Genomic DNA, 20,502 nt, shown 5'->3' with positions numbered 1-20,502 from the left:
GGTCTGTTACTCCGCTGCGATTTTCTTGCTCTGGTCGGCCAGCACCTCGTGCGCGGCCTCCATCAGGATGTCGAAGCCCTTGGTGAAGGTCTCTGTCGGGGTGGTGATCGGTGCCAGCACCTTGACCACCTGGTCCTCGTTGCCCGAGGTCTCGATGATCAGCCCCTTCTGGAAGGCACGGGCGCAGATCTCGCCCGCCAGCTCGCCAGAGCCGACATCAACGCCCTGCATCAGGCCGCGGCCCTTCAGCCGCGCGCCGGGCACCAGTGCTGCCAGATCGGCCAGACGCTCGCGCACCAGGGCTTCCTTTTCGGCCAGCTCCGCCTGAAAGGCGCCGTCGGCCCAGAACTTCTCGATCGCCACGCGGGCAGTGACAAAGGCGTGGGTGTTGCCGCGGAAGGTGCCGTTGTGCTCGGCCGGGCCAAACACGTCATGTTCCGGACGCACCAGCATCAGCGCCATCGGCAGACCGTAGCCAGAGACCGATTTGGCCATCGTCACGATGTCAGGGGTGATGCCCATCTTTTCAAACGAGAAAAAGGTGCCGGTGCGGCCGCAGCCCGCCTGGATGTCATCAATGATCAACAGCGCGCCATGGTCTCGGGCCAGCTTGGCGATGCGCTGCACCCATTCGGTGCTGGCCGCATTCAGGCCGCCTTCGCCCTGCACTGTTTCCAGCAGGATCGCGGCCGGCGCGTCGACGCCGCTGGAGGCATCGGCCAGCATCGCCTCAAGGAAATCGGCGGTGTCGTAGTCGCCGGCCATGTAGCCGTCAAACGGCATCCGCGTCACACCGTTCAGCGCGGTGCCCGCGCCGCCGCGGTGATAGCCGTTGCCGGTCGCGGCCAGCGCGCCGAGGGTGACACCATGGAACCCGTTGGTGAAGGCGATCACGTTGTTGCGCCGTGTCACCTTGCGCGCGGTCTTGATCGCCGCTTCGACGGCGTTGGCGCCAGTCGGGCCGGTGAACATGACCTTGTGGTCCATGTCACGCGGCTCCAGGATGTGGCGCTCGAAGGCCGCCAGGAAATCGGCCTTGGTGTTGGTGTGCAGGTCCAGCCCGTGGGCCAGGCCGTCGCCCGAGATATGCTCAATCAGCGCGGCCTTCATGTCGGGGTCGTTGTGGCCGTAGTTCAGCGAGGAACAACCGGCGAGAAAGTCGATGTAGCTGCGCCCCTCGGCATCGGTCATTTCCGAGCCTTGCGCAGAGGTGAACACGGTATCGAAGCCCCGGCAGTAGCTGCGGGCCTCAGATTCGCGACGTTTGAAAACAGAGATTTCGGCTGACGTGTCAGTCGGCATTTCAGATCCTTTTGGGATTGTTGAAAAGAAGTGTGGGGGAGCAGGTGGCGCCGCCGCGACCTCTCGGCCAGGGGCGGCACCATGGCGGTCAGGCCGCCTTGCGCATCCGCTCTCCCAGGTCGATGGTGACCATATGTTCGGTGCTGTGAAGCTCGCGGAAGTGTTCCGTCTTCTTGAAGTGGGCTTCCGATCCGATGTCCGCCTGGTTGCCCTTGGCAAATTTGCGGAACAGCGCCCAGGACGCATCGTTGTCGGCGGTGATCGTGGTCTGCATCCGTTTTACATCGGCGCAGGCCTTGCGCTTGAGCAGCGCGTTCAGCATCTGCGTGCCCAGCCCCAGGCCGCGGGCCTTTTGCGAGACCGCAACCTGCCAGACAAACAGGGTGTCGGGATCTTTCGGCAGCACATAGGCGGAGATCCAGCCGACGATTTCCCCGTCCAGTTCAGCCACCACGCAGGTGTCGCTGAAGTGGTCGCACTGCACCAGGTTGCAGTACATCGAGTTCTCGTCAAGCGGCTTGCAGTCGCGCACCAGCTCCCAGATATCCGCGCCGTCTTCGGCCACGGGCGCCCGAAGGGCGGGTGCGGCTTTACGGAACAACTCCAACGTCTTTGCCATTGGGCTATGAACCTCCAAATTGCTTTGGATATCTAAGTAGCGAGCAGGCGCGATGCTTTCAAGATCAAAGTAAAAATTATCCAGAGATGGCAAGTTTGGTGTGACATTTACGAATTTTTGGAAGCAAGCCAAAGGGATGCCCATTAGAAAAACTAAGCATATAACCCCCGCAACCCTTATTGCTTTGCGGCTTGGCATCTGCCAATAAGACTCTCATGAACCGCGTGGACACCAGTTTAATCGCCCTGCGCCGCATCCTGCGCGCAACGGAATTGTTTGGCCGCGAGCTGGCGCAGTCGGTGAATCTGACGGCGGCGCAGTTTCGCGTGCTGCAAATTGTCGCCGACCGGGAGCATTGCACCGCCACGGCGATCTCACAGCAGATGCGGATCACCCAGGCCACCGTCACCTCGCTGGTGGACAAGTTGGTGCGCAAGGAATTGGTGATCCGCGAACGCTCGCAGACCGACCGGCGGCAGACCAACATCCGGATCACCGAGAAGGGGCGCGAAACCATCGTAGAGGCGCCCGACCCGTTGCAGCAGAAGTTCGTGCGCAAGTTCTCCGCCCTGCCCGACTGGGAGCAAGCCGGGCTGATCGCCGCGCTTGAACGGGTCGCCGCCATGCTCGACGCCGAGGAGATCGACGCCGCGCCAGTGCTGGACACCGGCGAGATCCGCGACCCCCACTAGGCCGCTGCCGCCCGTATCCGCAAATAGAACGCCCTCCCTTACGGACCGCGCTTTCTGCGTCGACGTCGCGGGGCGCGGTGCCGCGCGGGTGCGCGCCCCTTGCACGACTCACCCCTCCTGCCCCAGACTGGCGGGATCAGACCCATCGGGGCGCCCGGCTTGCCGTCGCTGCGCCCGTCTCTCTGCCGCTGCCGGGCGCATTGCCCCGGCGGGCGGGTCATGGCGGGTCATCCCGGCGGCCCTGCGGGCGCTCCGACAACCGGAGGATCCTGAGATGATCGCCTCACGCCTGAAACACCACCTCGAAGCCCGCGGCCTGCCGTTTGACACCGTCCGTCACCCTTACACCGCCACCGCATCGGAATGCGCCGAAGCCGCGCATGTGCCCGGTGACAAGCTGGCCAAATCGGTGCTGATCCATATGGAGGAAGGCCCGATGCTGGCGGTGATCCCGGCCAGCCACAATGTTGACCTGCACGCGCTGCAATCGTTGGTCAACCGGCGTCTGGGCCTGGCCCCGGAACAGGAGCTGAGCCAGGTTTTCGACGATTGCGACCCCGGTGCCGCCCCCTGCGTCGGCGCCGCCTATCACGTGCCAACGGTAGTGGACGACAGCCTGTCGGGGCTGGACACCGTTTGGTTCGAGGCTGGTGACCACAAGACGCTGGTGGAAATGAAGGGCGGCGACTTTGATCAGCTGATGCAGGACGCCCGCCACGGCTCCTTCAGCGTCCTGCACTGACCGTCCGCCGCGCCCGGTTTGCCCGGCTCAGAAGTCGAACAGATCCTCAAGGAAGTTTTTCTTTTTCTTCCTGTAGGGTTTCTTGTCGTAGCCGGGATCGTAGTCGCCGCCGCGGTCGTCATAACGGCGCGGCTGCTGCGGCACCGCCTGAACCGGCTGGGTCGAGCGTTCGATGATCTTGTCCAGCTCGCCCCGGTCCAGCCAGACACCACGGCATTTCGGACAGTAATCAATCTCAACACCGGCGCGGTCCGCCATAACCAGTTCACTTCCGTCAATCGGACATTGCATCTGCATCTCCTTGGTTCGTTTCGTTCAAAACCCTTTGTCACAAGTGGGAAGCGAGGGCGGCAATCACAAGAAGAGCAGTCAATTCCGCCGGTGTAACTGGCGGAATCCCCCCCTTTCCAGTCATCGCTGGAGTGTTAAGCTGGCAACAACCATGGAGGCGCAGATGCGCAAATCGACCATCTCGGCCGGGATACTGGCCCTGACGCTGGCCGCCAACCCGGTCGCGGGCCGCGGTGGCGAGGGCGGAGAAGGCGGCGAAGGCGGAAACGAGCCACGCAGCGGACTGAACAATGTGACCACCCGCAGCGTGGTGCTGTTGCTGACACGCGGGTTTGATCGCTGTGACCGGCTGCCGCAGATCTACAAATTCGACTGTTTTGGCAAGACCTACAAGCAGGCCGCGGTGAAACTGCGCAACAATCCCAGCTACAGCGAGGCCGGGCAGGCGCTGGAGCAAGTTCACAAGACTCTGGCGGGCGCGGTTGCACGGAACCTGGATCCGGCCAAGAAGCCCCGTCGTCAGGGGTTGAATTTCTACCGTGCGGTCAAACCCGCCGCGGTCCCCCAAATCAAACAGCAGACCCAGCAGGCGATGCAAAAGGCCGAAACCGTGCTGCTGCGGTCTGCCCCCAGCAAACAGGTGCATTACAGCCGCATTGCCGAGGCGGTGAACAGCAACAAGGTCTTGCTGCGTTCGGCCATGCTGACCGGCCGTGCCCTGCGGCTGGCGTTCCAGCGCCTCAAACTGGGTCGCCCGGCCTGACCCGACATCCCACACAAACTGCGCGGTCCATCTGCCGGGTCGCCATGGCTGACCGCAAAGGCAGCGCACATCCTCAGTCAGGCGCGGCCGTCAACGCACCACATGGACCGCACAGGCCGCGTGGCGCACCACATGGCCCGAGGTCGATCCCCACAGAAAGTCCTGCATGGAGGGGCGGTGCGAGGCGAGGATGATCAGATCCGGCCCGTTCTGCTCCGCCCAGTCCAAAATGGTGCGGCCAGAATGGCCCTCCACCAGCACTCCGGTGGCATTGGGCAGGGTTTGCGCCAGCCCGTCCAGCTCGGCCTGCAATGCCTCCCGGGTGTCCTGCATGAAATCAGCCGGAATATACGAGATCGCGTAGCTCGGCACTTGTTCGATCACATGCAGTAGGGTCACTTGCGCCGTGGGCGCTGACAGCAACCGCGCCACCTTCAATGGGCCGGTCACGTCGCGTTCCGGGTCAAAGGAAATGGGCACGAGAATATTATGGTACATGGCTGACCTCCTTGGGGTTTGGGCTGGGCTGCTGGGACGTCTGCGGAGGTACGCGAAACATCCGCCCGAAGTTCCGCGTCCCTTTTCGCCACGGCGTCGCCTAGGCGCCGAACACCTCCGCCACGTCATACATCACCGGTTCGAAGCTGCGGCAAAGTTCTGTGATCTTGCGGTTGCGCGCGCGCATCTCAGGGCTGCGCAGCATCGCCATGAAGTCCTCGCGGCGGCGCCATTGCGAATAGTTGGCGATGCGGGTCTGGGCATCGTTCACATGCAACCCCGCGGAAATGAAGCCGGGCTGCTTCGAAATGAACTCTGCATAGGCATCTTCCAGCGCCTCCAACAGGTCCTGGCAGGTGCCCGGTGTCATCTCAAAGGTGGTGATGACGGTCTGAATATCAGTGGTCTTGGCTATCTTCGGCATTGGCTCCTCCGGTGGCTGACCTCCAGCCTACGCCCGATTGCACAAAAAGCGCAGGATCTTTTTGCAGCTTCGCACCCATAAGATAATCGTTTACATTTCAAATCAACCTTAAGAGTATGTCCGCACATGAAACCTTATCGAGGCAAGACGCAGCCGCGGGAGAGTGCGATGCCCCCCATCCGTGCCGCCACAGCGGCGCTGTTGCTGGCCGGACCGGTGGCGGCGGGCGCCTGGTTGGAACCGACAGGACAAGGGTTTGCGTCCGCCAGTGTCACTTTTCGCTCCGCCGACGTGCAGCGCGAGCCGGAGCTGGGCTATTACGGGGCCTATGGGCTGACGCCGCGGCTGACGCTGGGGGCGGATCTGAACAACAGCCCCGGCCTATCGGGGCATGCGATGGTCTTTGCCCGTTTGCCGCTGCACCAGGGCGCTCCGCACCGGCTGGCGGCGGAACTGGGCTTTGGTGGCAACCACGTGCAGGGCAAGTGGATGCTGATGCAGCGGGCGACGTTGTCCTATGGCCGCGGCTTCCAGACCGCCGCCGGGGTCAGCGGCTGGGTGGCGGTGGACGGCAGCGTAGAACTGCGCAACAACGCCACCCAGACGATCTGGAAACTGGACGGCACCCTCGGCTTCAACACGGCCGGGCCGCTGGCGCCAATGGTGCAACTGGAGACTGCCTGGCCACAAGGGGGGCAGCCTTCCTATATGCTGACCCCGTCCCTGCGCTACCAACTGCCAGACCGCCGCGAGCTGGTGGTCGGCCTGGCCATCGACGGCCGTCGGGACAGCGTGGGACTGAAACTGGGGCTGTGGCAGAAATTCTGACCCGCAGCCCCAAATCGCGTCTCAACTGTCCATCCGCAGGGTGACCTGCACCTCGCCCCGGACCGCTTCGGACCACCGCAGGACGATCTGATCCTTATCCGCGCCCTGTTCGACATCCGCATAAGGCGCCAGATACCGGACGCTGTTGCTGCCGTTGCGCAGCGCCCGCTGCGAGACCACGCTGTCGACACAGCGGGCACGACCCCGGAACGGCAGCTCTCCCCCAGTGCCCACCGTCCAGCTGGATGCAGCAGAGGACTGGTCATGCAGCACCCGCAGCGGATTGGCCGACTGCGCCGTGATGTTGTGGTACATATTGCCGGTGAACACCACATTCTTGGCCCGCCCGTGATCGAGGTCCGAAAAGCTGGTGTCGACCCGCTCGGCGCGGTCGATGCTGCCGTTGACAGAGCGGAACTTGTTACCGGTCACCGACACGCCATTCAGATAGTGCCCGCTGCCGTAGGGTTTGACCACGATATAACTGAACCAGGGCGCCACATCTCCGGACAGGAACACATTGGCATTGATCGACAGCGCGCTGAAGGAGAAACCGCTTGAGAAATCCGGCGAGGGGTCGCGCTCGTTTGTCCATTCGATGAAGCAGTTGTCGATATAGTTGTCGGACACGGTGGAGGTGCAGTTGTTCGAGGTCAGCACCAGCCCGGCCGTGCGCACCCCGTTGGGCACCCCGTCCCCCTGAAAGAAATGGTTGCCGGTGACCGTGTTGTTGCCGCCCGCCAGCACCGCAAAGTGGCGGAACCGGGTGGCCCGGTTGCTGCGCAGCTTGGCGTCGTTGTTGTTGACGTTCAGCCCGATGCTGACACGGTCCTCGACGTCTAGCGGATCCTCGTGTGACAGGAACTGGCAGTTGTCCACCAGCAGCCCCTGGCAGCCGGTGCCAATCGAGGTGATGCCGCGATCCTTGGGGCGCGAGATGAAGCAGCTGTCGATGGAAAACACCGAGCCCGCAGGCGCCAACCGCAGCGCGCTGCATCGGCCGTTGCACTGGAATTCGACCCCTTCGACGCAGAATTTGCTGAGAGAGCTGAAGCCGCTGAAATCCACCAGATACTTGAAGTCCCGGAAGGTGAAGACCTGGGTGCCCTCGGCATCATAGAGCGGCGCGTTCAGGGTCAGCTCGCCCGCGCCCACGTTGCGGGATTTCACATAGATCTCGCGCCCCACTCCGGCGCCCTCGACCAGTGCGCCCACCGGGATATTGGCGACATTGGCCACATTGGTCAGCTTGCGCGCATCCGCGGCGCTGTACGTCGCCTGCGAGGTCACCACATCGGTATCCCAGGCGGTGCTGTCAGCGGCCTCCAGTTGGCCGTTGCGGATAAGGCGCCGGGTGGCATAAGAGGACTTGTTGGGCACCGCCGCCGCCATGTCCAGGGGCGCGGTGATGCTGATCTTGCGCCCCTTCAGGTCCAGCGATTCATGGTCGACATTGTTGATGAGCGCCTGAAACGCCTTTTTGAAGCCCAGCTCCTCATCACCAAAGGCCGCCGCATAGCTGGGAAAGTCGAAATTCTTGGTCATCAGCAGCATCTTGTCGTCGGGCATCGACACCGTGCCCTCAAACCGCACCGGGTTGTTCAGCGACACGGTGCTGGCCAGGTGGTATTCGCCGGTGGGCACCAGGATGCTGCGCCCCTCGGCGGCGGCATCAGCGGCCTCGAAGGCCTCGGTGCAGTCGGTGCTGCCGTTGCCCACCGCGCCGTAATCGGTCACGTCCACCAGGCTCAGCATGTCGCGCAGGTAGACATGGGTGGCATCGGTGATCTCAATATCGTCGATCCGCACCACCCCGCCGTTGGGGCCGGTCAGGTCGAGGCCGAAGTGCCCATAGGCCGCCAGCCGCCCCCCAGGGCATATGCACGCCGCTGCGGTGGCCGCTGCCGACGAGGGCGGTAACCTCGACCACGTCGCCATAGGTTTGCAGCGCCACCGAAGAGGCCGTCTGCGGTGTGCCCGGAATGTTGTTGCCACTGGCATAGGCCGCATAGCCGGCGATACGCACCGATGGCAGGGCACCGCTGACCGCCTTGATCCGCACTTTGATCTGCAAATAACACCCCGGCTCCAACGGGGTTTGGCCCATGTAGCGCAGCTTCTGTGTGTTGGCGGTTTTCTGCAATTCCAGGCAGCCACCGAAATCCGGGTCTGCCGCCACGAAGACCGCATTTGCCGCCCCATCATAGGTGTCGGAGCCGGGGGTGCCGTCGCCACTGGACCATTGGTTCAGACCCTCCGCAAAAGCGGGGGGCATCAGCTGCACGCCGTCGGTAATTGCCTTGTTCATGGAAAACCCTTTCCTGCTACGCCTGTCGCGTTCGGGGATCAGGTTTTACCGAAGCGCCGTTAAGATCCGGAAAGACCGGCGTACGCCGCCTGCCACACGGGCCAGGTCAGGAAGGCGATCAACCGCAGCTAACCGCATGTCATGTAATATAAATTTAAGGATTAACGCTTTCGAAACCCGCCTGTTGCGCCGCCAGTTTCAACGACATGGATGAGAGCCGGTACCAAAACATACTCGTGACGGAACAAACGGCCTGCACACCCGGCTCTCCCATGCCGTAAGAGTCATCTAGGGGTGCATGACCCAGCGTCAACAAAGTTATTCTAAGCTATCCATCGTGAGGCCAGCGCAGACTTGCCGCGCAAAGACAAAGGGGCGCGGTCTCCCGCGCCCCCTGAAGCTGTGTGCCTTGCGGCGGCTTCTGGATCAGGCCAGATCGCCTGCCAGCGCCTTGTCGATCAGCGCGATGGTCTCCTCGACACCGTAGAGCGCGATGAACCCCCCAAAGCGCGGCCCCTGGGACGCGCCCAGAAGCACCTCGTAAATAGCCGAGAACCAGGCGCGCAGCGGGTCAAACCCGTGGATCTTGCCGATGGCAAAGACCACGGATTGCAGGAACTCCTCATCCGCGAAATCGGCCTCCGGCAGCGGATCGTCTTTGCCGGCGATCTCGTTCTTCTTGGCAATCGCGGCCAGTGCGGCCTCGGGCGATTTCAGTGCGCCTGCCAGATCGGCCAGCGCCGCGCGCTCCTGATCGGTGGGCAGGCGGAAGGTCTTGGCCGGTTTCACGAAGTCGTTGAAATAGGCCACCGCAAAGCCCGCGGCCTGATCCATGCCGGGATGGGTTTCCGGGGTCGCGTCGGGGGCGTATTTGTTGATGAAGCCCCACATGGTCGCCTTGTCCTCAGCACTGGAGGCTGAGGCGAGGTTCAGCAGCATCGAGAAGGGCACCACCATGTCCGACTGCGGCACGTCCCCGCCGTGGATGTGCCAGACCGGGTTGTTCAGCTGCGCCTTCAGCTCCTGAGTGTGATAGGCGCGCAGCTGCTGGTGGTATTCATCCACCGCCTTGGGGATCACGTCAAAATGCATCCGCTTGGCGGTTTTGGGCTTTTGATACATGAAATAGGCCAGGCTCTCGGTCGAGGCATAGGTCAGCCATTCATCAATCGAGATACCGTTGCCGGAGGTTTTCGAGATCTTCTGACCATTGGCATCCAGGAACAGCTCATAGGTGAAATGCTCCGGCGCGCGGTGGCCCAGCACCCGGCAGATGCCGTCATAGATAGGCGTGTTGGTGGAATGGTCCTTGCCGTACATCTCGAAATCGACCCCTAGCGCTGCCCAGCGGGCGCCGAAGTCGGGCTTCCATTGCAGCTTCACATTGCCGCCGGTGACCGGCAGGGTCCATTCCTTGCCGTCCTCATCATCGAAGGTGATGGTGTAGGTCTCGGCGCAGACCTTTTTCATCGGCACATACAGAACGCGGCCGGTTTCCGGGTGGATCGGCAGGAAGATCGAATAGGTCTGGCGGCGCTCTTCACGCAGGGACTTCAGCATGATCGCCATGACGTCGTCATATTTGTCGACAGCGCGTTTCAGCACCTCGTCGAACTGGCCGGATTCATAAAACTCCTTGGCCGAGTAGAATTCATACTCAAAGCCAAAGGTGTCGAGGAAGCGCCGCAGCATGGCGTTGTTGTGATGGCCAAAACTCTCATGCGTGCCAAAGGGGTCCGGCACCGATGTCAGCGGCTTTTGCAGGTGTTCTTGCAGCGCTTCGGGGTTGGGCACGTTGCCCGGCACTTTGCGCATCCCGTCGAGATCATCCGAAAAACAGATCAGCTTGGTGGGGATGTCCGAGAGGGTCTCGAATGCTTTTTTGATCATGGTGGTGCGGGCCACCTCGCCGAAGGTGCCGATATGCGGCAAGCCCGAGGGGCCATAGCCGGTTTCAAACAGCACATAGCCCTTCTCCGGCGCGCCCTTGGCATAGCGTTTGAGGACGCGGCGTGCTTCTTCAAACGGCCAGGCTTTGCTCTTGAGAGCTTCTTCGCGCAGATCAGACATGATGTTCTCCAACGGCGTCTGGTGTTTCGGGATGACCGAGACGCGCGAGCGGCGCGATCCGGCATGCCTCTCTATTGTGCTGATGCAGCATGAGTCAACATCGCCCGCCCTTGTGGAACAGGGTTTTGCGGCCCTGCACGATCTCGCTTCGGCCGAATAATGCCGCACTGCCGCAGCGAGTTGTTGAACCGGGCGCTTGCGGCACCTATCCTGAAAGGAACAGAATTTTGAATGAGCAAGGATTTCATCCATGAGTGAGCAAACCCCGCACCCGATGTCCCCGCAGGACTGCCTGGTGGCGCTGATGGTGGCGGTGTCGGCCTCGGATGAGAACATGCGCACCGCAGAGCTGGTCAAGATCCAGTCGGCGGTGAACATGCTGCCGGTGTTTGCCGATTACGATATCGACCGGGTCGCGCGGGTGTCACAGACGGTACTGGATCTGTTTGAGCAGGAAGACGGGCTGGAGGCGCTGTTTGGTCTGCTTCGCGGTGACCTGCCGGAGCGGCTGTTCGAGACCGCCTATGCGCTGGCCTGCGACGTCGCCGCCGCCGATGGCATCCTTGGCGAGACGGAGCTGCAGTTCCTGGCCGAGGTCCGGTATGAGCTGGACATCGACAGGCTGCATGCAGCGGCCATCGAACGCGGAGCACGGGCCCGTCACACGGTCTGATCTGCGTGGGCTCCCAAACGGCGTAAGGAGCGCAAAGGGGGCGCCGCCCCCAGCCTTGCGTCCTCCCCCGGAGTATTTCTGGACAGATGAACGCGCGGGCACGCCAGGGTGGCGAGCCGGATCAGCTGCCGTAGACGGCGCCCCAGCGTTCGATCAGCTGTTGCTGCAACTGCTTGGCGCGCCGGTTCCACCCTCTCGCGCCCTTCGGCCGCTCCCGTTGCGCGCGCGGGATACGGGCGCGCGCGGCCTCGTCGGCCGTGAAGATGGCAAAGGCCAGTTCGCTTCCGTCCGCTGCAGTCATGAACCCGCCGAGACCGGAGACAAAATTCAGCGTGCCGGTCTTGGCCGCCACCTTGATCGGGTGCCCCTTGAGCGGGCGGCCCTTGGCGTCGCGCAGCCGAACCGGTTTCAGAAGTGTTTTCAGCTGGCCCGCGCGATCGGCGGCGATTAACGCCGCAGTCAGCCCCTGCGGTGTCATCCGCGAGTCCTCGCCGAGACCGGAGTGATCGACCAGCCGGGTGCCGGACATGGCATATCTGGCGGCGGCCCAGCGGCTCATCTCCGTCGCCGACGCCTTGAGCGAGCCGGGACGGCCACTGCGCGCAGCCGTCGCCGCCATGCCAATCATCTCCGCCATCAGATTGTTGGAATATTTCAGCATCGCCTTCAGCAACGCATCCAGCGGCTGGCTTTGATGCTGGGCCAGCAGTTGCGCCTGGGGCAGCGTGCGGACCTGCCGCGGCGCGCTCAGACGGATGCCATTGGCACCGGCCAGGGTTCGGAACACGTCGCCCGCATAGGCGCCCGGGTTGCGCACCGGCAGCCAGCGGGCACCACCCTTACCCAGCGCCTTGGACGCGACGGTCCAGTGGTCGACGCCAGCTTTTTCTGCATAAGTGTAGACCGGCACCGACCGCGCCGCGATCTGCATCCGGGCCGTGGCGACCTGCGGGCGGTATTTTTCAGTGCGGGCGTCCATGGTGGTGGCCCAGCCGCCACCCGCGGCGCGCTTCCATTCGAAATGCACGCGGTTGAAGTTCAGCGCGATGCCCGACACCGCAGGAGAATACCCCAGATGGTCAGGCTGGCCCGGATCAATGCTGCGCACGGAAGGCAACGCCGCATCCCAGACCAGGAAATTGCCCCGCACCTCGCGCACGCCTGCGGTTTTCAGCGCCGCCGCCAGCCGCGCCAGATCGTCAGTGTCCAGCGTCGGATCACCACCGCCCGCCAAAATAAGATCGCCCTGCACCACCCCGCCAGACAGACCGCCAGTGGCCAGGATGCGGGTCTCGAACCGGTGCTGCGCCCCCAGCGTCTCCAGCGCATAAAGCGCGGTGATCACCTTGGCCACGCTTGCGGGGGGCAACGCCTGATCCGCGCCGAAGGCCTCCAGCAGCCGTCCGGTTTTTACGTCCGCAACCGCGCAGACCGCATTCCCCGGCAGCCCGGATTGCGCCAGCAGCGCCTTCAGCCCCGCGGCACCCGGCGCGTGGATGCTGGCACGGCGCGCAACCGGGCGCAGCGAGACCGCAGGCGCATTGGCCAGCGCCGAGGAGCCTGCGACGGCGGCGAGCGCGGAAAGAAGAAAGCTCCGGCGGGACGTAATCTGGGTCTGTTTCACGGTTCTTTTGCTGCTCTTGTATTTATGCGCGGTCGGTCAGTCGGTCATGGGACCTCCGGAAATCGGGGCTTCAGCCCCGTGCAAACTCCTGCTACCGATTGCGCCCATGTTCCAGGCAGTGATCCTCATGTTCGTGGCCATGTCAATGATCCCGGCCGGGGATCTTTGCGGGAAGTTGCTGACCGGCAGCGGCCTCGCCTCGCCCGCCTTCGTCGCTTGGTCGCGGTTTTCCATCGGCACGCTGCTGATCCTGCCGTTTGTGCCGCGGCGGGCCTTTGGGCTGCTGGGCGAATGGCGGCTGTGGCTGCGCGCCGGGTTGCTGACGGGGGGCATCTTCTCCATCCAGATGGCGCTGTCGACGGAGCCGCTGGCCAATGTGTTTGCGGCCTTCTTTATCGGGCCGGTGGTGAGTTATGTGCTGTCGGTGCTGCTGTTGCGCGAACCGGCAACGGGGCTGCGCAACGCGCTGATGGCGCTGGGGTTTGTCGGCGTTCTGATGGTGGTGCGCCCCGGTTTCGGGGGCTCGCTCAACCTGTTGTGGGCGGTGCTGGCGGGGTGTTTCTACGGTGCTTTCCTGACCAGTTCGCGCTGGCTGGCCGGGGTCGGCACGCCGCTGGAGCTGAGCCTGACGCAGCTGTCGCTCAGCGCGCTGCTGATGCTGCCGCTGGGGCTGTCCGAGCTGCCGACGTTTTCGCCCTCCACCGCGGCGCTGACCGTTGGCAGCGCCGCCTTTTCCATGCTGGGAAACCTGCTGTTGTTGTTCGTCTATGCCCGGGTGCAGGCGGTGAAGCTGGCGCCGATGGTCTATTTCCAGCTGGTGGCGGCGGTGGGGCTGGGCTGGGCCGTGTTCCAGCAGTTGCCGGACGCCTGGACTTGGGCCGGGCTGGCGGTGGTGCTGTCCGCCGGGCTTGGCTCAGCCCTGTTGCGGCGCTGACCAGTCACCGCGGGCCCGCAGCTGGGTGGAGCTGACATCCACCATCGGCACGTTGACAAAGCACCAGGCCGGGCTGTCTGCCTGCGCCAGAAGCTGGCTTTGCCCGCCCTTCAGCATCGCATGGCGATAGATCCGGGCCGCCGGTGACAGCCGCGCGGCGATCCGGTCGCCGGGTCGTGCCAGCACCCCTACCGGCACGGTGTCGAGGATCTGCCGCCAGTCCTTCCAGCGGTGGAAATGCGCCAGGTTGTCTGCCCCCATCAGCCACACAAACTGCACGCCGGGATGACGGCGGCGCAGGTGGCGCAGGGTCTGGGCGGTGTAGCGCGTGCCGAGGTCCGCCTCTATGCCACTGATATGAATGCGGGGATTCCCGATCAGTGCGCGGCTGGCCGCAATCCGCTGCTGCAACGGCGCCGGCTGGCGTCTCTTTAGCGGGTTGCCCGGGGAAACCAGCCAGAACAGGTGGTCCAGCCCGAACCGTTTCAGCGCCGCATGGGAAATCGCCGCATGGCCATGATGAGGCGGATCAAACGATCCCCCCAAAAGGCCAACGCTCTGACCGGGCTGAATATGCGGCAGTTTGCAAATCATCGCCGCCTTGATGCGCACAGTTGCGTGCCGAATTCAATCACATGCCCGCGGCCCCGCATCAATTGCCTGACACAGCCGACCATAGTAGACTTGGACCGGCGCGGCCCTGTTGTTTCCGCGCGCTGCTTTCTGATTGCGAGTTTACCATGGTTACCAAACTTTCCGCCTCCGTCGGGCGCAAGGGCAAGAACCTGCCCGCAGACGTCAAGGCCGTGCAGCAACTGCTGAATGCCTTTGCCTCCAACGCCGGTTTCAAGAAACTGAAGGTCGACGGCACCCCTACGCCGGGGCTGGAAAAGACCATTGGCCTGTTCCAGCAGGACATTTGCGGGTTCAAGGCCGATTACCGGATCGATCCGGGTAAAAACACCATCAAAAAGCTGAACGCAGGCCCAGCCAAGGCCAAGTCGGACCAGAAGGCCAAGCAAAAGCAGGACGAAAAAGCCAAGGCCGAAGCCAAGGCCAAGGCCGTTGCCGCGGCCAAACAGGCTGTCATCAAGGAAGCCAAGGCGAAATCTCTGGATCAGGGCGGCTGGGCGGCTTTGTTGTCTGACATAGAGGACTATGCCGGCACGCTTTACGACAGCTATTTTGCCAAGGGCGAGAAGAAGGGCGAGGAGGCCCAGAAAGCGGCGAAACTGGCCGCGGATAAGGCCGCGAAGGAAGCCCAGATGAAAGCCGCCGAGACCGTCATCAAGACCATCGACACCGGCGGGCTGTGCAAGCCCGGCCGCCTGGTGGGCAAGACCGCAGGCGTCAAGAAGGTGATCCTGAACGTGCTGTTCGACGTGTCGTCATATTACGGCGAAACCATCAACGTGGTCTCCGGCCTGCGCGACAAGAAGGGCCAGGCCAGCGCCATGTACAACGGCTGGAATGGCCATCTGGAACACGGCAAGATCTATATCTACCTGCGCAAGAACGAGGATTTTCGGCTCGAGCTGGACGGCTATGTGCAGGCGGGCGACAAGAAAGGCTTTGTCGCCTGCATGTTCAAGAAGGCAAAATGGGACCAGATCTCGCGCCATCTGACCGGGCGGGCGGTGGACATTTCCACCAAGACCGACGCCAAGATTATCGAGGCGCTGAAGACCTGCCTGAAATATGTCCGCGAACCGCGCAAGAACAGCGAAGGCATCAAGTGTCACCATTTCGACGACCGCAAGCTGGTTTACCCGATCCCCGACAGCGTCAAGAAATCCTGGAAGATCTGAAGCCACCGCCCAAGCTCAGCACGTCGCCCCGCCCTTGGCGGGGCGCGCGCGCACTTGCCCAGCTGATGCCCCCTTGCGGGTCCTGGACACGAGGGGCGGTGCCGCCCTCCCCGCTGGGCGGTGCATTTGGCGCGACCTCCGGTTCGGGCGCGATGTCGGATTGCGGCAGCGATGGCGCAAAAACCGTGTGAGGCGACGCATGCGCGGCGCTCTGCGCGGGGCCGCTTCGCGCATTGCCCCGCCGCGGCCCATCCGTTATCACTCCCGCCAGCGAATTTCCCCCTTAACGGAGCAACACAATGGCTTCCTACCAGTACGTCTACCACATGCAGGGGGTCTCCAAGACCTACCCCGGCGGCAAGAAATGCTTTGAAAACATTCACCTGTCCTTTCTGCCCGGCGTGAAAATCGGTGTTGTCGGCGTCAACGGCGCCGGTAAGTCGACGCTGATGAAAATCATGGCTGGCCTCGACAAGGACTACACCGGAGAGGCCTGGGCCGCCGAAGGCGCCAATGTTGGCTACCTGCCGCAGGAGCCGCAGCTGGACGAAAGCCTGAGCGTGCGGGAAAATGTCATGCTGGGGGTCAAGGCCAAGAAGGACATTCTGGACCGCTACAACGAGCTGGCGATGAACTACTCGGACGAGACCGCCGAGGAAATGGCCAAGTTGCAGGACGAAATCGACGCTCAGAACCTGTGGGATCTGGACAGCCAGGTCGATGTCTCGATGGAGGCGCTGCGCTGCCCGCCGGACGACGCCAAGATCGCCGATCTCTCGGGCGGTGAAAAACGCCGCGTGGCGTTGTGCAAGCTGCTGCTGGAAGCGCCCGACATGCTGCTGTTGGACGAACCGACCAACCACCTGGACGCGGAAACCATTGCCTGGTTGCAACAGCACCTGATCGACTACAAGGGCACCATCCTCTGCGTGACCCACGACCGGTATTTCCTGGATGACATCACCGGCTGGATCCTGGAGCTGGACCGTGGCCGTGGCATTCCTTACGAGGGCAACTACTCCGCCTGGCTGGAGCAGAAGGCCAAGCGGCTGGAGCAGGAAGCCCGCGAGGACAAGGCCAAGCAGAAAACGCTGGAGCGCGAACTGGAATGGATGCGCCAGGGCCAGAAAGCCCGTCAGGCCAAATCCAAGGCCCGTATCGCAGCCTACAACGATATGGCCAGCCAGTCCGAACGCGAGAAGGTCGGCCGCGCCCAGATCGTCATTCCCAACGGGCCGCGTCTGGGGTCCAAGGTGATCGAGGTCGAGAACCTGTCGAAACACTACGGCGACAAGCAGCTGATCGAAGGGCTGAGTTTCTCGCTGCCGCCGGGCGGCATCGTCGGCGTGATCGGCCCCAACGGCGCCGGTAAATCGACCCTGTTCAAGATGCTGACCGGTCAGGAGCAGCCCGACGAGGGTAGCGTCGAATACGGCGACACCGTCAAACTGTCCTACGTCGACCAGTCGCGCGACGACCTGAAAGACAATGAAACTGTCTGGGAAGCGATCTCCGGCGGTGCCGAGATCATTGAACTGGGCGACGCGCAGGTGAACTCCCGCGCCTATTGCTCCTCGTTCAACTTCAAAGGCGGCGACCAGCAGAAACCGCTGAGCCTGCTGTCGGGCGGTGAGCGCAACCGCGTGCACATGGCGCGTCTGTTGAAAGAGGGCGGCAACGTGCTGCTGCTTGACGAACCGACCAACGACCTGGACGTCGAAACCCTGCGCGCACTGGAAGACGCGCTGGTGGATTTTGCCGGCTGCGCCGTGGTGATCTCGCACGACCGTTTCTTCCTCGACCGGATCTGTACCCACATTCTGGCCTTCGAGGGCGACGCACATGTCGAGTGGTTCGAGGGCAATTTCGAGGACTACGAAGAAGACAAAAAACGCCGCCTCGGCCCCGACGCGTTGGAGCCCAAGCGGTTGAAGCACAAGAAGTTTGTGCGCTAAGCGACCCCCAATCAAGGAGCGGCTCTCGGGCCGCTCCTTTTTTTTGCTCAGGCCTGCTGACAGGGCGTACCCGCACCGCAAACGGGTCCGCCTCTGGCGCGCCGCACGCCTGTCCCCTGCATGTTTCGTTTTTCCGAAACTCTGCGCTACCATACCGTCAGGCGCCGCCGCGCCGGTTATTGTTCAAGGTATTGGAAAGGGTCACTTCATGGGAATTAGTCCGGAACAGGTACAGGCAGAAATCGAGGCCACGAAGGGCCGCAAGGCGCGGCGCAAGAAGCTGAGAACCCCGCCCGAAGACACCAGGGAGAGAAAGCTGCCGAAGGATCTTCGCACGGGGCTTGAGGCGCATTTTGGCAGCAAGCTGAGCCGGGTGCGCGTGCATGCCGGAGGCAATGCCAAGGATGTCTGCAAGGAGCTGAAGGCCAAAAGCTTTACCATCGGCAACGCCATCTATGTGATGAAGCCCGCCTATGCCAAGGACAGCAAGCTGCTGGCCCACGAACTGGCACATGTGCTGCAACAGGGCCGCGGCAAGATGCCAAAACCCCGCGACGGCATCGCGCTGACCTCCAGATAGATAAAGCTCCGGCGCGCCTTCACAAGACACTGCGGGGCGCGGTCCGGATGCGCAGAAATGGGCCGCGGGCCACAATATTAACCAAATTTGAACCAAATCCCCTGCAAGATTGCCTTGAGACCTCCACCGGGTGCCGGGTTATGTTGTCCCGGCCAGTGCAGTGAACAGGAGACATCATGGCTTGGGCAGGCATCGTTATCGGAATGGTCGCAGGGATCTGCGCGGCGGTCGTTGGATATACCGCCGTCGGCATGCCGCTGTGGCTGAGCCTGCTGATGTACCCGGCAACCGGCACCACCGTTGCCGTGTTGGTCATCGCAGCCCTGCTGCTGCGCGACCTGCCCGCCGGCCCCAGCCCGCGGCAATTCAGCGAAGCTGGCGTCACCGCCACAGCCTGACGCCGCGCTCTTTTGGTGCGCTGCCCGCCGCGGCCAAACGCGGCCGGACAGCACGGCAAAGATCGCGAGCAACCTCAGCCGCAACCTGCGTACACGGGACCAAGGCTCCGCCGAGGCGGCTATTCCGGCGAGCCGGTTGCCCCCGCATGCCCCGTACAAGGATTGTCCAACTGCGCCGAGGGTGGCACGCAGGCACCACGCCCACGCCCCGCCGCAACCGGGGCGGTTGACCCGATGCGTCCCGCGCCTGAAGATGACTGCAACAGGCAACAAAAGAACGGGATCCATGCCATGATTTCTCGCCGCAAACTGCTGACCTCTGCCGCCGCCGCCGCGACCGCGTTGATGCCCCTGCCCGCAGTGTCCCGAACCCGCGAACCAGCCCCCTTTGACCCGGTGCCGCAGGAAGTGCGGATCAAAAAGCAGTTTGCACCGGGGCAGATCCTGGTGTTGCCACGGTCCTTCTACCTGTATTTCGTGACCGACACCCGCAAGGCGATCCGCTATGGCGTCGGCGTCGGCAAGGCCGGACTGGAATTCACCGGCCAGGCCGTGATCAAGCGCAAGCGCGAATGGCCCAGCTGGCGCCCCACGCCGGAGATGATCGAACGCGACCCGCGTGCCTATGCGAAATTCGTCGACAATGATTACATCCAGCCGGGCGGGCCGGACAATCCGCTGGGCGCACGGGCGTTGTATCTCTACCAGAACGGGGTGGACACCTATTTCCGCATTCACGGCACCAACAAGCCGCAGACCATCGGGCATTCCGTTTCCAATGGGTGTATCCGGATGCTGAATGACCATGTCGCGGACCTTTATGAACGGGTGCCGCTGGGCACGGTCGTCACCGTTCTATAGGCGCGCGGGCGCCAGAATATGGCCGGAATCCCGCCTGTTTTCGCCGCGCATTCCGAATTTTTCTTGCGCGAAGCGGGCCTCATCCTCAATTGTGTCATGGCGACGTTACGCAACTGGCATCACTGTACCCCATCGGCATAGTCATGAGCATTTGCAAACATTGCCAAGCTGCCGCATGCGCGGGCAGAGAATTGAGACGACTTAGGAGTACAGACGATGGCCACTGGCACCGTCAAATGGTTCAACACCACCAAAGGCTACGGCTTTATTGCACCCGATGATGGCGGCAAGGACATCTTTGTCCACATTTCCGCGGTTGAACGCTCTGGCCTGACCGGCCTGGCTGACAACCAGAAAGTGAGCTACGAGCTGCGCGAAGGACGCGACGGACGGGAGTCCGCCGTCGATCTGGCGCTGGTTTCCTGACCAGCCGACACTGATCGCATCAGCGCAGACTTTCGACAGCCCCGCATGCCGGGGCTGTTTTCAGTTTTGGATCCGCGCCACCAGCTTCAGCGCGGCCGGCCCCAGCGCCGCGACGTTCAGGGCCACGCCCTCGGCATTCGGGTGGATGCCATCAGGCTGGAAATAAACCTGCGCCGCGGTGATGTCGCCATTCACCTTGGCTGCAATGCCGCCAAAGGCATCCGGGTACAGCCCCACATCGAACCGACTGGCAAGACCCGGATAGATGGAATCAAACTCCGCCTTGTATTCCGGCCCGTAGTTTCCCGGCGCCTGCATGCCGACCAGCAGCGTCTCGATCCCGCTGTCCGCAGCCTGTTCCAGGATGCCGGCCAGATTGGCGCGGGCCTCTGCCGGGGGCAGGCCGCGCAACATGTCATTGCCCCCCAAAAGCACGATCAGCCCATCAGGCGCATCCGAAAGCGTCCACGCCACCCGCGCCGCACCACCCGCGGTGGTCTCGCCCGACACGCCCGCGTTCTGCAACTGCACCTCGGCGCCGTTCTCATTCAGCCAGCGTTCCAGCTGCGGCACCAACCCCTGCCCCTGCGGCAACCCGTAGCCCTGCACCAGACTGTCGCCAAATACCGTGATCCGCAGCGGCTCTGCAACGGCGGCGGTGGTAAAAAGCATCAAACTCAACAGTGCCAGTATCTTGCGCATCGCC

The 20,502-nt window shown here is 63.0% G+C and carries 22 protein-coding genes and 1 pseudogene; 13 read left to right on the top strand and 10 right to left on the bottom strand.

Annotation, left to right across the window (positions count from 1 at the left end):
• Window positions 1-6: 6 nt before the first annotated feature.
• Complete coding sequence (ectB, locus tag AC0IPL_RS19375) at window positions 7-1,302, bottom strand: diaminobutyrate--2-oxoglutarate transaminase (protein WP_474276748.1); 1,296 nt, start codon at window positions 1,300-1,302, stop codon at window positions 7-9.
• Window positions 1,303-1,390: 88 nt separating this feature from the next.
• A complete protein-coding gene (gene ectA, locus AC0IPL_RS19370; RefSeq protein ID WP_474276747.1) occupies window positions 1,391-1,921 on the bottom strand; it encodes a diaminobutyrate acetyltransferase in 531 nt (176 codons plus the stop codon).
• A 215-nt stretch (window positions 1,922-2,136) separates the two neighbouring features.
• On the opposite strand from ectA, the gene AC0IPL_RS19365 reads away from it, so the two are divergent.
• Window positions 2,137-2,613 carry a MarR family winged helix-turn-helix transcriptional regulator gene (locus AC0IPL_RS19365; RefSeq protein ID WP_474276746.1) on the top strand — a complete coding sequence of 159 codons (477 nt, stop codon included), beginning with the start codon at window positions 2,137-2,139 and terminating at the stop codon, window positions 2,611-2,613.
• Window positions 2,614-2,887: 274 nt separating this feature from the next.
• Window positions 2,888-3,355 carry an aminoacyl-tRNA deacylase gene (locus tag AC0IPL_RS19360; RefSeq protein WP_474276745.1) on the top strand — a complete coding sequence of 156 codons (468 nt, stop codon included), beginning with the start codon at window positions 2,888-2,890 and terminating at the stop codon, window positions 3,353-3,355.
• A 27-nt stretch (window positions 3,356-3,382) separates the two neighbouring features.
• Here AC0IPL_RS19360 and AC0IPL_RS19355 read toward each other — a convergent pair whose 3' ends face one another.
• On the bottom strand, window positions 3,383-3,646 hold the full coding sequence (locus tag AC0IPL_RS19355) for a TFIIB-type zinc ribbon-containing protein (RefSeq protein WP_474276744.1): 264 nt from the start codon (window positions 3,644-3,646) through the stop codon (window positions 3,383-3,385).
• A gap of 163 nt (window positions 3,647-3,809) precedes the next feature.
• On the opposite strand from AC0IPL_RS19355, the gene AC0IPL_RS19350 reads away from it, so the two are divergent.
• Complete coding sequence (locus AC0IPL_RS19350; RefSeq protein ID WP_474276743.1) at window positions 3,810-4,409, top strand: hypothetical protein; 600 nt, start codon at window positions 3,810-3,812, stop codon at window positions 4,407-4,409.
• A gap of 90 nt (window positions 4,410-4,499) precedes the next feature.
• Here the strand turns inward: AC0IPL_RS19350 and AC0IPL_RS19345 are convergent, their stop codons facing one another.
• Both AC0IPL_RS19345 and AC0IPL_RS19340 read right to left on the bottom strand, forming a co-directional pair.
• A complete protein-coding gene (locus AC0IPL_RS19345; protein WP_474276742.1) occupies window positions 4,500-4,907 on the bottom strand; it encodes a universal stress protein in 408 nt (135 codons plus the stop codon).
• Between the two features lie 100 nt (window positions 4,908-5,007).
• Entirely contained in the window at window positions 5,008-5,331 is a 324-nt protein-coding gene (locus AC0IPL_RS19340) for an antibiotic biosynthesis monooxygenase family protein (protein WP_474276741.1), read from the bottom strand.
• A gap of 168 nt (window positions 5,332-5,499) precedes the next feature.
• Here AC0IPL_RS19340 and AC0IPL_RS19335 point away from each other — a divergent pair, with 168 nt between their 5' ends.
• Window positions 5,500-6,159, top strand: a complete 660-nt coding sequence (locus AC0IPL_RS19335; RefSeq protein WP_474276740.1) for a hypothetical protein — start codon at window positions 5,500-5,502, stop codon at window positions 6,157-6,159.
• Window positions 6,160-6,180: 21 nt separating this feature from the next.
• On the opposite strand, the pseudogene AC0IPL_RS19330 reads toward AC0IPL_RS19335, so the two are convergent.
• A pseudogene (locus tag AC0IPL_RS19330) lies at window positions 6,181-8,467 on the bottom strand (right-handed parallel beta-helix repeat-containing protein).
• Between the two features lie 426 nt (window positions 8,468-8,893).
• The gene (locus tag AC0IPL_RS19325) at window positions 8,894-10,537 is read right to left on the bottom strand and encodes a lysine--tRNA ligase (RefSeq protein ID WP_474276739.1); all 1,644 of its coding nucleotides are present in this window, start codon (window positions 10,535-10,537) and stop codon (window positions 8,894-8,896) included.
• On the opposite strand from AC0IPL_RS19325, the gene AC0IPL_RS19320 reads away from it, so the two are divergent.
• Together AC0IPL_RS19320 and AC0IPL_RS19315 are read left to right on the top strand one after the other, a co-directional pair.
• A complete protein-coding gene (locus tag AC0IPL_RS19320; RefSeq protein ID WP_474276738.1) occupies window positions 10,536-10,697 on the top strand; it encodes a hypothetical protein in 162 nt (53 codons plus the stop codon). The genes AC0IPL_RS19325 and AC0IPL_RS19320 overlap by 2 nt on opposite strands.
• Before the next feature lie 90 nt (window positions 10,698-10,787).
• Window positions 10,788-11,210, top strand: coding sequence for a tellurite resistance TerB family protein (locus AC0IPL_RS19315; RefSeq protein ID WP_474276737.1), 423 nt, complete (start codon window positions 10,788-10,790; stop codon window positions 11,208-11,210).
• A gap of 121 nt (window positions 11,211-11,331) precedes the next feature.
• Here AC0IPL_RS19315 and dacB read toward each other — a convergent pair whose 3' ends face one another.
• Window positions 11,332-12,819 (bottom strand): D-alanyl-D-alanine carboxypeptidase/D-alanyl-D-alanine endopeptidase, encoded by a 1,488-nt coding sequence (dacB, locus tag AC0IPL_RS19310; protein WP_474276756.1) that lies wholly within the window; start codon window positions 12,817-12,819, stop codon window positions 11,332-11,334.
• A gap of 121 nt (window positions 12,820-12,940) precedes the next feature.
• On the opposite strand from dacB, the gene AC0IPL_RS19305 reads away from it, so the two are divergent.
• The gene (locus tag AC0IPL_RS19305; RefSeq protein WP_474276736.1) at window positions 12,941-13,768 is read left to right on the top strand and encodes a DMT family transporter; all 828 of its coding nucleotides are present in this window, start codon (window positions 12,941-12,943) and stop codon (window positions 13,766-13,768) included.
• On the opposite strand, the gene AC0IPL_RS19300 is transcribed toward AC0IPL_RS19305, so the two are convergent.
• A complete protein-coding gene (locus tag AC0IPL_RS19300) occupies window positions 13,748-14,362 on the bottom strand; it encodes a nicotinate-nucleotide adenylyltransferase (RefSeq protein ID WP_474276735.1) in 615 nt (204 codons plus the stop codon). The genes AC0IPL_RS19305 and AC0IPL_RS19300 overlap by 21 nt on opposite strands.
• A gap of 146 nt (window positions 14,363-14,508) precedes the next feature.
• Here AC0IPL_RS19300 and AC0IPL_RS19295 point away from each other — a divergent pair, with 146 nt between their 5' ends.
• From AC0IPL_RS19295 to AC0IPL_RS19270, 6 genes are all read left to right on the top strand, one after another.
• A complete protein-coding gene (locus AC0IPL_RS19295) occupies window positions 14,509-15,576 on the top strand; it encodes a peptidoglycan-binding domain-containing protein (RefSeq protein WP_474276734.1) in 1,068 nt (355 codons plus the stop codon).
• A gap of 299 nt (window positions 15,577-15,875) precedes the next feature.
• Window positions 15,876-17,531 (top strand): energy-dependent translational throttle protein EttA, encoded by a 1,656-nt coding sequence (gene ettA, locus AC0IPL_RS19290; RefSeq protein WP_474276733.1) that lies wholly within the window; start codon window positions 15,876-15,878, stop codon window positions 17,529-17,531.
• A 208-nt stretch (window positions 17,532-17,739) separates the two neighbouring features.
• Complete coding sequence (locus AC0IPL_RS19285) at window positions 17,740-18,111, top strand: eCIS core domain-containing protein (protein WP_474276732.1); 372 nt, start codon at window positions 17,740-17,742, stop codon at window positions 18,109-18,111.
• A gap of 176 nt (window positions 18,112-18,287) precedes the next feature.
• Window positions 18,288-18,509, top strand: a complete 222-nt coding sequence (locus AC0IPL_RS19280) for a hypothetical protein (protein ID WP_474276731.1) — start codon at window positions 18,288-18,290, stop codon at window positions 18,507-18,509.
• A 291-nt stretch (window positions 18,510-18,800) separates the two neighbouring features.
• Entirely contained in the window at window positions 18,801-19,370 is a 570-nt protein-coding gene (locus AC0IPL_RS19275) for a L,D-transpeptidase (protein WP_474276730.1), read from the top strand.
• A 216-nt stretch (window positions 19,371-19,586) separates the two neighbouring features.
• Window positions 19,587-19,796, top strand: a complete 210-nt coding sequence (locus AC0IPL_RS19270) for a cold-shock protein (protein WP_222456450.1) — start codon at window positions 19,587-19,589, stop codon at window positions 19,794-19,796.
• A gap of 60 nt (window positions 19,797-19,856) precedes the next feature.
• Here AC0IPL_RS19270 and AC0IPL_RS19265 read toward each other — a convergent pair whose 3' ends face one another.
• Entirely contained in the window at window positions 19,857-20,498 is a 642-nt protein-coding gene (locus AC0IPL_RS19265) for an arylesterase (protein WP_474276755.1), read from the bottom strand.
• Window positions 20,499-20,502: the final 4 nt, after the last annotated feature.

The organism is Leisingera sp. SA32, assembly GCF_056033425.1.
The sequence above is the reverse complement of the archived record's forward strand: the minus strand, read 5'-3'. Positions and strand labels throughout refer to the sequence as shown.

What these genes read in the sequence shown, in the direction of transcription:
- AC0IPL_RS19280 (WP_474276731.1), top strand. Translation starts at nt 18,288, where the DNA reads ATGGCTTGGGCAGGCATCGTTATCGGAATGGTCGCAGGGATCTGCGCG.
- AC0IPL_RS19275 (WP_474276730.1), top strand. Translation starts at nt 18,801, where the DNA reads ATGATTTCTCGCCGCAAACTGCTGACCTCTGCCGCCGCCGCCGCGACC.
- AC0IPL_RS19350 (WP_474276743.1), top strand. Translation starts at nt 3,810, where the DNA reads ATGCGCAAATCGACCATCTCGGCCGGGATACTGGCCCTGACGCTGGCC.
- AC0IPL_RS19355 (WP_474276744.1), bottom strand. Translation starts at nt 3,646, where the DNA reads ATGCAATGTCCGATTGACGGAAGTGAACTGGTTATGGCGGACCGCGCC.
- AC0IPL_RS19325 (WP_474276739.1), bottom strand. Translation starts at nt 10,537, where the DNA reads ATGTCTGATCTGCGCGAAGAAGCTCTCAAGAGCAAAGCCTGGCCGTTT.
- AC0IPL_RS19285 (WP_474276732.1), top strand. Translation starts at nt 17,740, where the DNA reads ATGGGAATTAGTCCGGAACAGGTACAGGCAGAAATCGAGGCCACGAAG.
- AC0IPL_RS19320 (WP_474276738.1), top strand. Translation starts at nt 10,536, where the DNA reads ATGATGTTCTCCAACGGCGTCTGGTGTTTCGGGATGACCGAGACGCGC.
- AC0IPL_RS19345 (WP_474276742.1), bottom strand. Translation starts at nt 4,907, where the DNA reads ATGTACCATAATATTCTCGTGCCCATTTCCTTTGACCCGGAACGCGAC.
- ectA (WP_474276747.1), bottom strand. Translation starts at nt 1,921, where the DNA reads ATGGCAAAGACGTTGGAGTTGTTCCGTAAAGCCGCACCCGCCCTTCGG.
- AC0IPL_RS19315 (WP_474276737.1), top strand. Translation starts at nt 10,788, where the DNA reads ATGAGTGAGCAAACCCCGCACCCGATGTCCCCGCAGGACTGCCTGGTG.
- ectB (WP_474276748.1), bottom strand. Translation starts at nt 1,302, where the DNA reads ATGCCGACTGACACGTCAGCCGAAATCTCTGTTTTCAAACGTCGCGAA.
- AC0IPL_RS19335 (WP_474276740.1), top strand. Translation starts at nt 5,500, where the DNA reads ATGCCCCCCATCCGTGCCGCCACAGCGGCGCTGTTGCTGGCCGGACCG.
- AC0IPL_RS19270 (WP_222456450.1), top strand. Translation starts at nt 19,587, where the DNA reads ATGGCCACTGGCACCGTCAAATGGTTCAACACCACCAAAGGCTACGGC.
- ettA (WP_474276733.1), top strand. Translation starts at nt 15,876, where the DNA reads ATGGCTTCCTACCAGTACGTCTACCACATGCAGGGGGTCTCCAAGACC.
- AC0IPL_RS19340 (WP_474276741.1), bottom strand. Translation starts at nt 5,331, where the DNA reads ATGCCGAAGATAGCCAAGACCACTGATATTCAGACCGTCATCACCACC.
- AC0IPL_RS19295 (WP_474276734.1), top strand. Translation starts at nt 14,509, where the DNA reads ATGGTTACCAAACTTTCCGCCTCCGTCGGGCGCAAGGGCAAGAACCTG.
- AC0IPL_RS19300 (WP_474276735.1), bottom strand. Translation starts at nt 14,362, where the DNA reads ATGATTTGCAAACTGCCGCATATTCAGCCCGGTCAGAGCGTTGGCCTT.
- AC0IPL_RS19265 (WP_474276755.1), bottom strand. Translation starts at nt 20,498, where the DNA reads ATGCGCAAGATACTGGCACTGTTGAGTTTGATGCTTTTTACCACCGCC.
- AC0IPL_RS19305 (WP_474276736.1), top strand. Translation starts at nt 12,941, where the DNA reads ATGTTCCAGGCAGTGATCCTCATGTTCGTGGCCATGTCAATGATCCCG.
- AC0IPL_RS19365 (WP_474276746.1), top strand. Translation starts at nt 2,137, where the DNA reads ATGAACCGCGTGGACACCAGTTTAATCGCCCTGCGCCGCATCCTGCGC.
- AC0IPL_RS19360 (WP_474276745.1), top strand. Translation starts at nt 2,888, where the DNA reads ATGATCGCCTCACGCCTGAAACACCACCTCGAAGCCCGCGGCCTGCCG.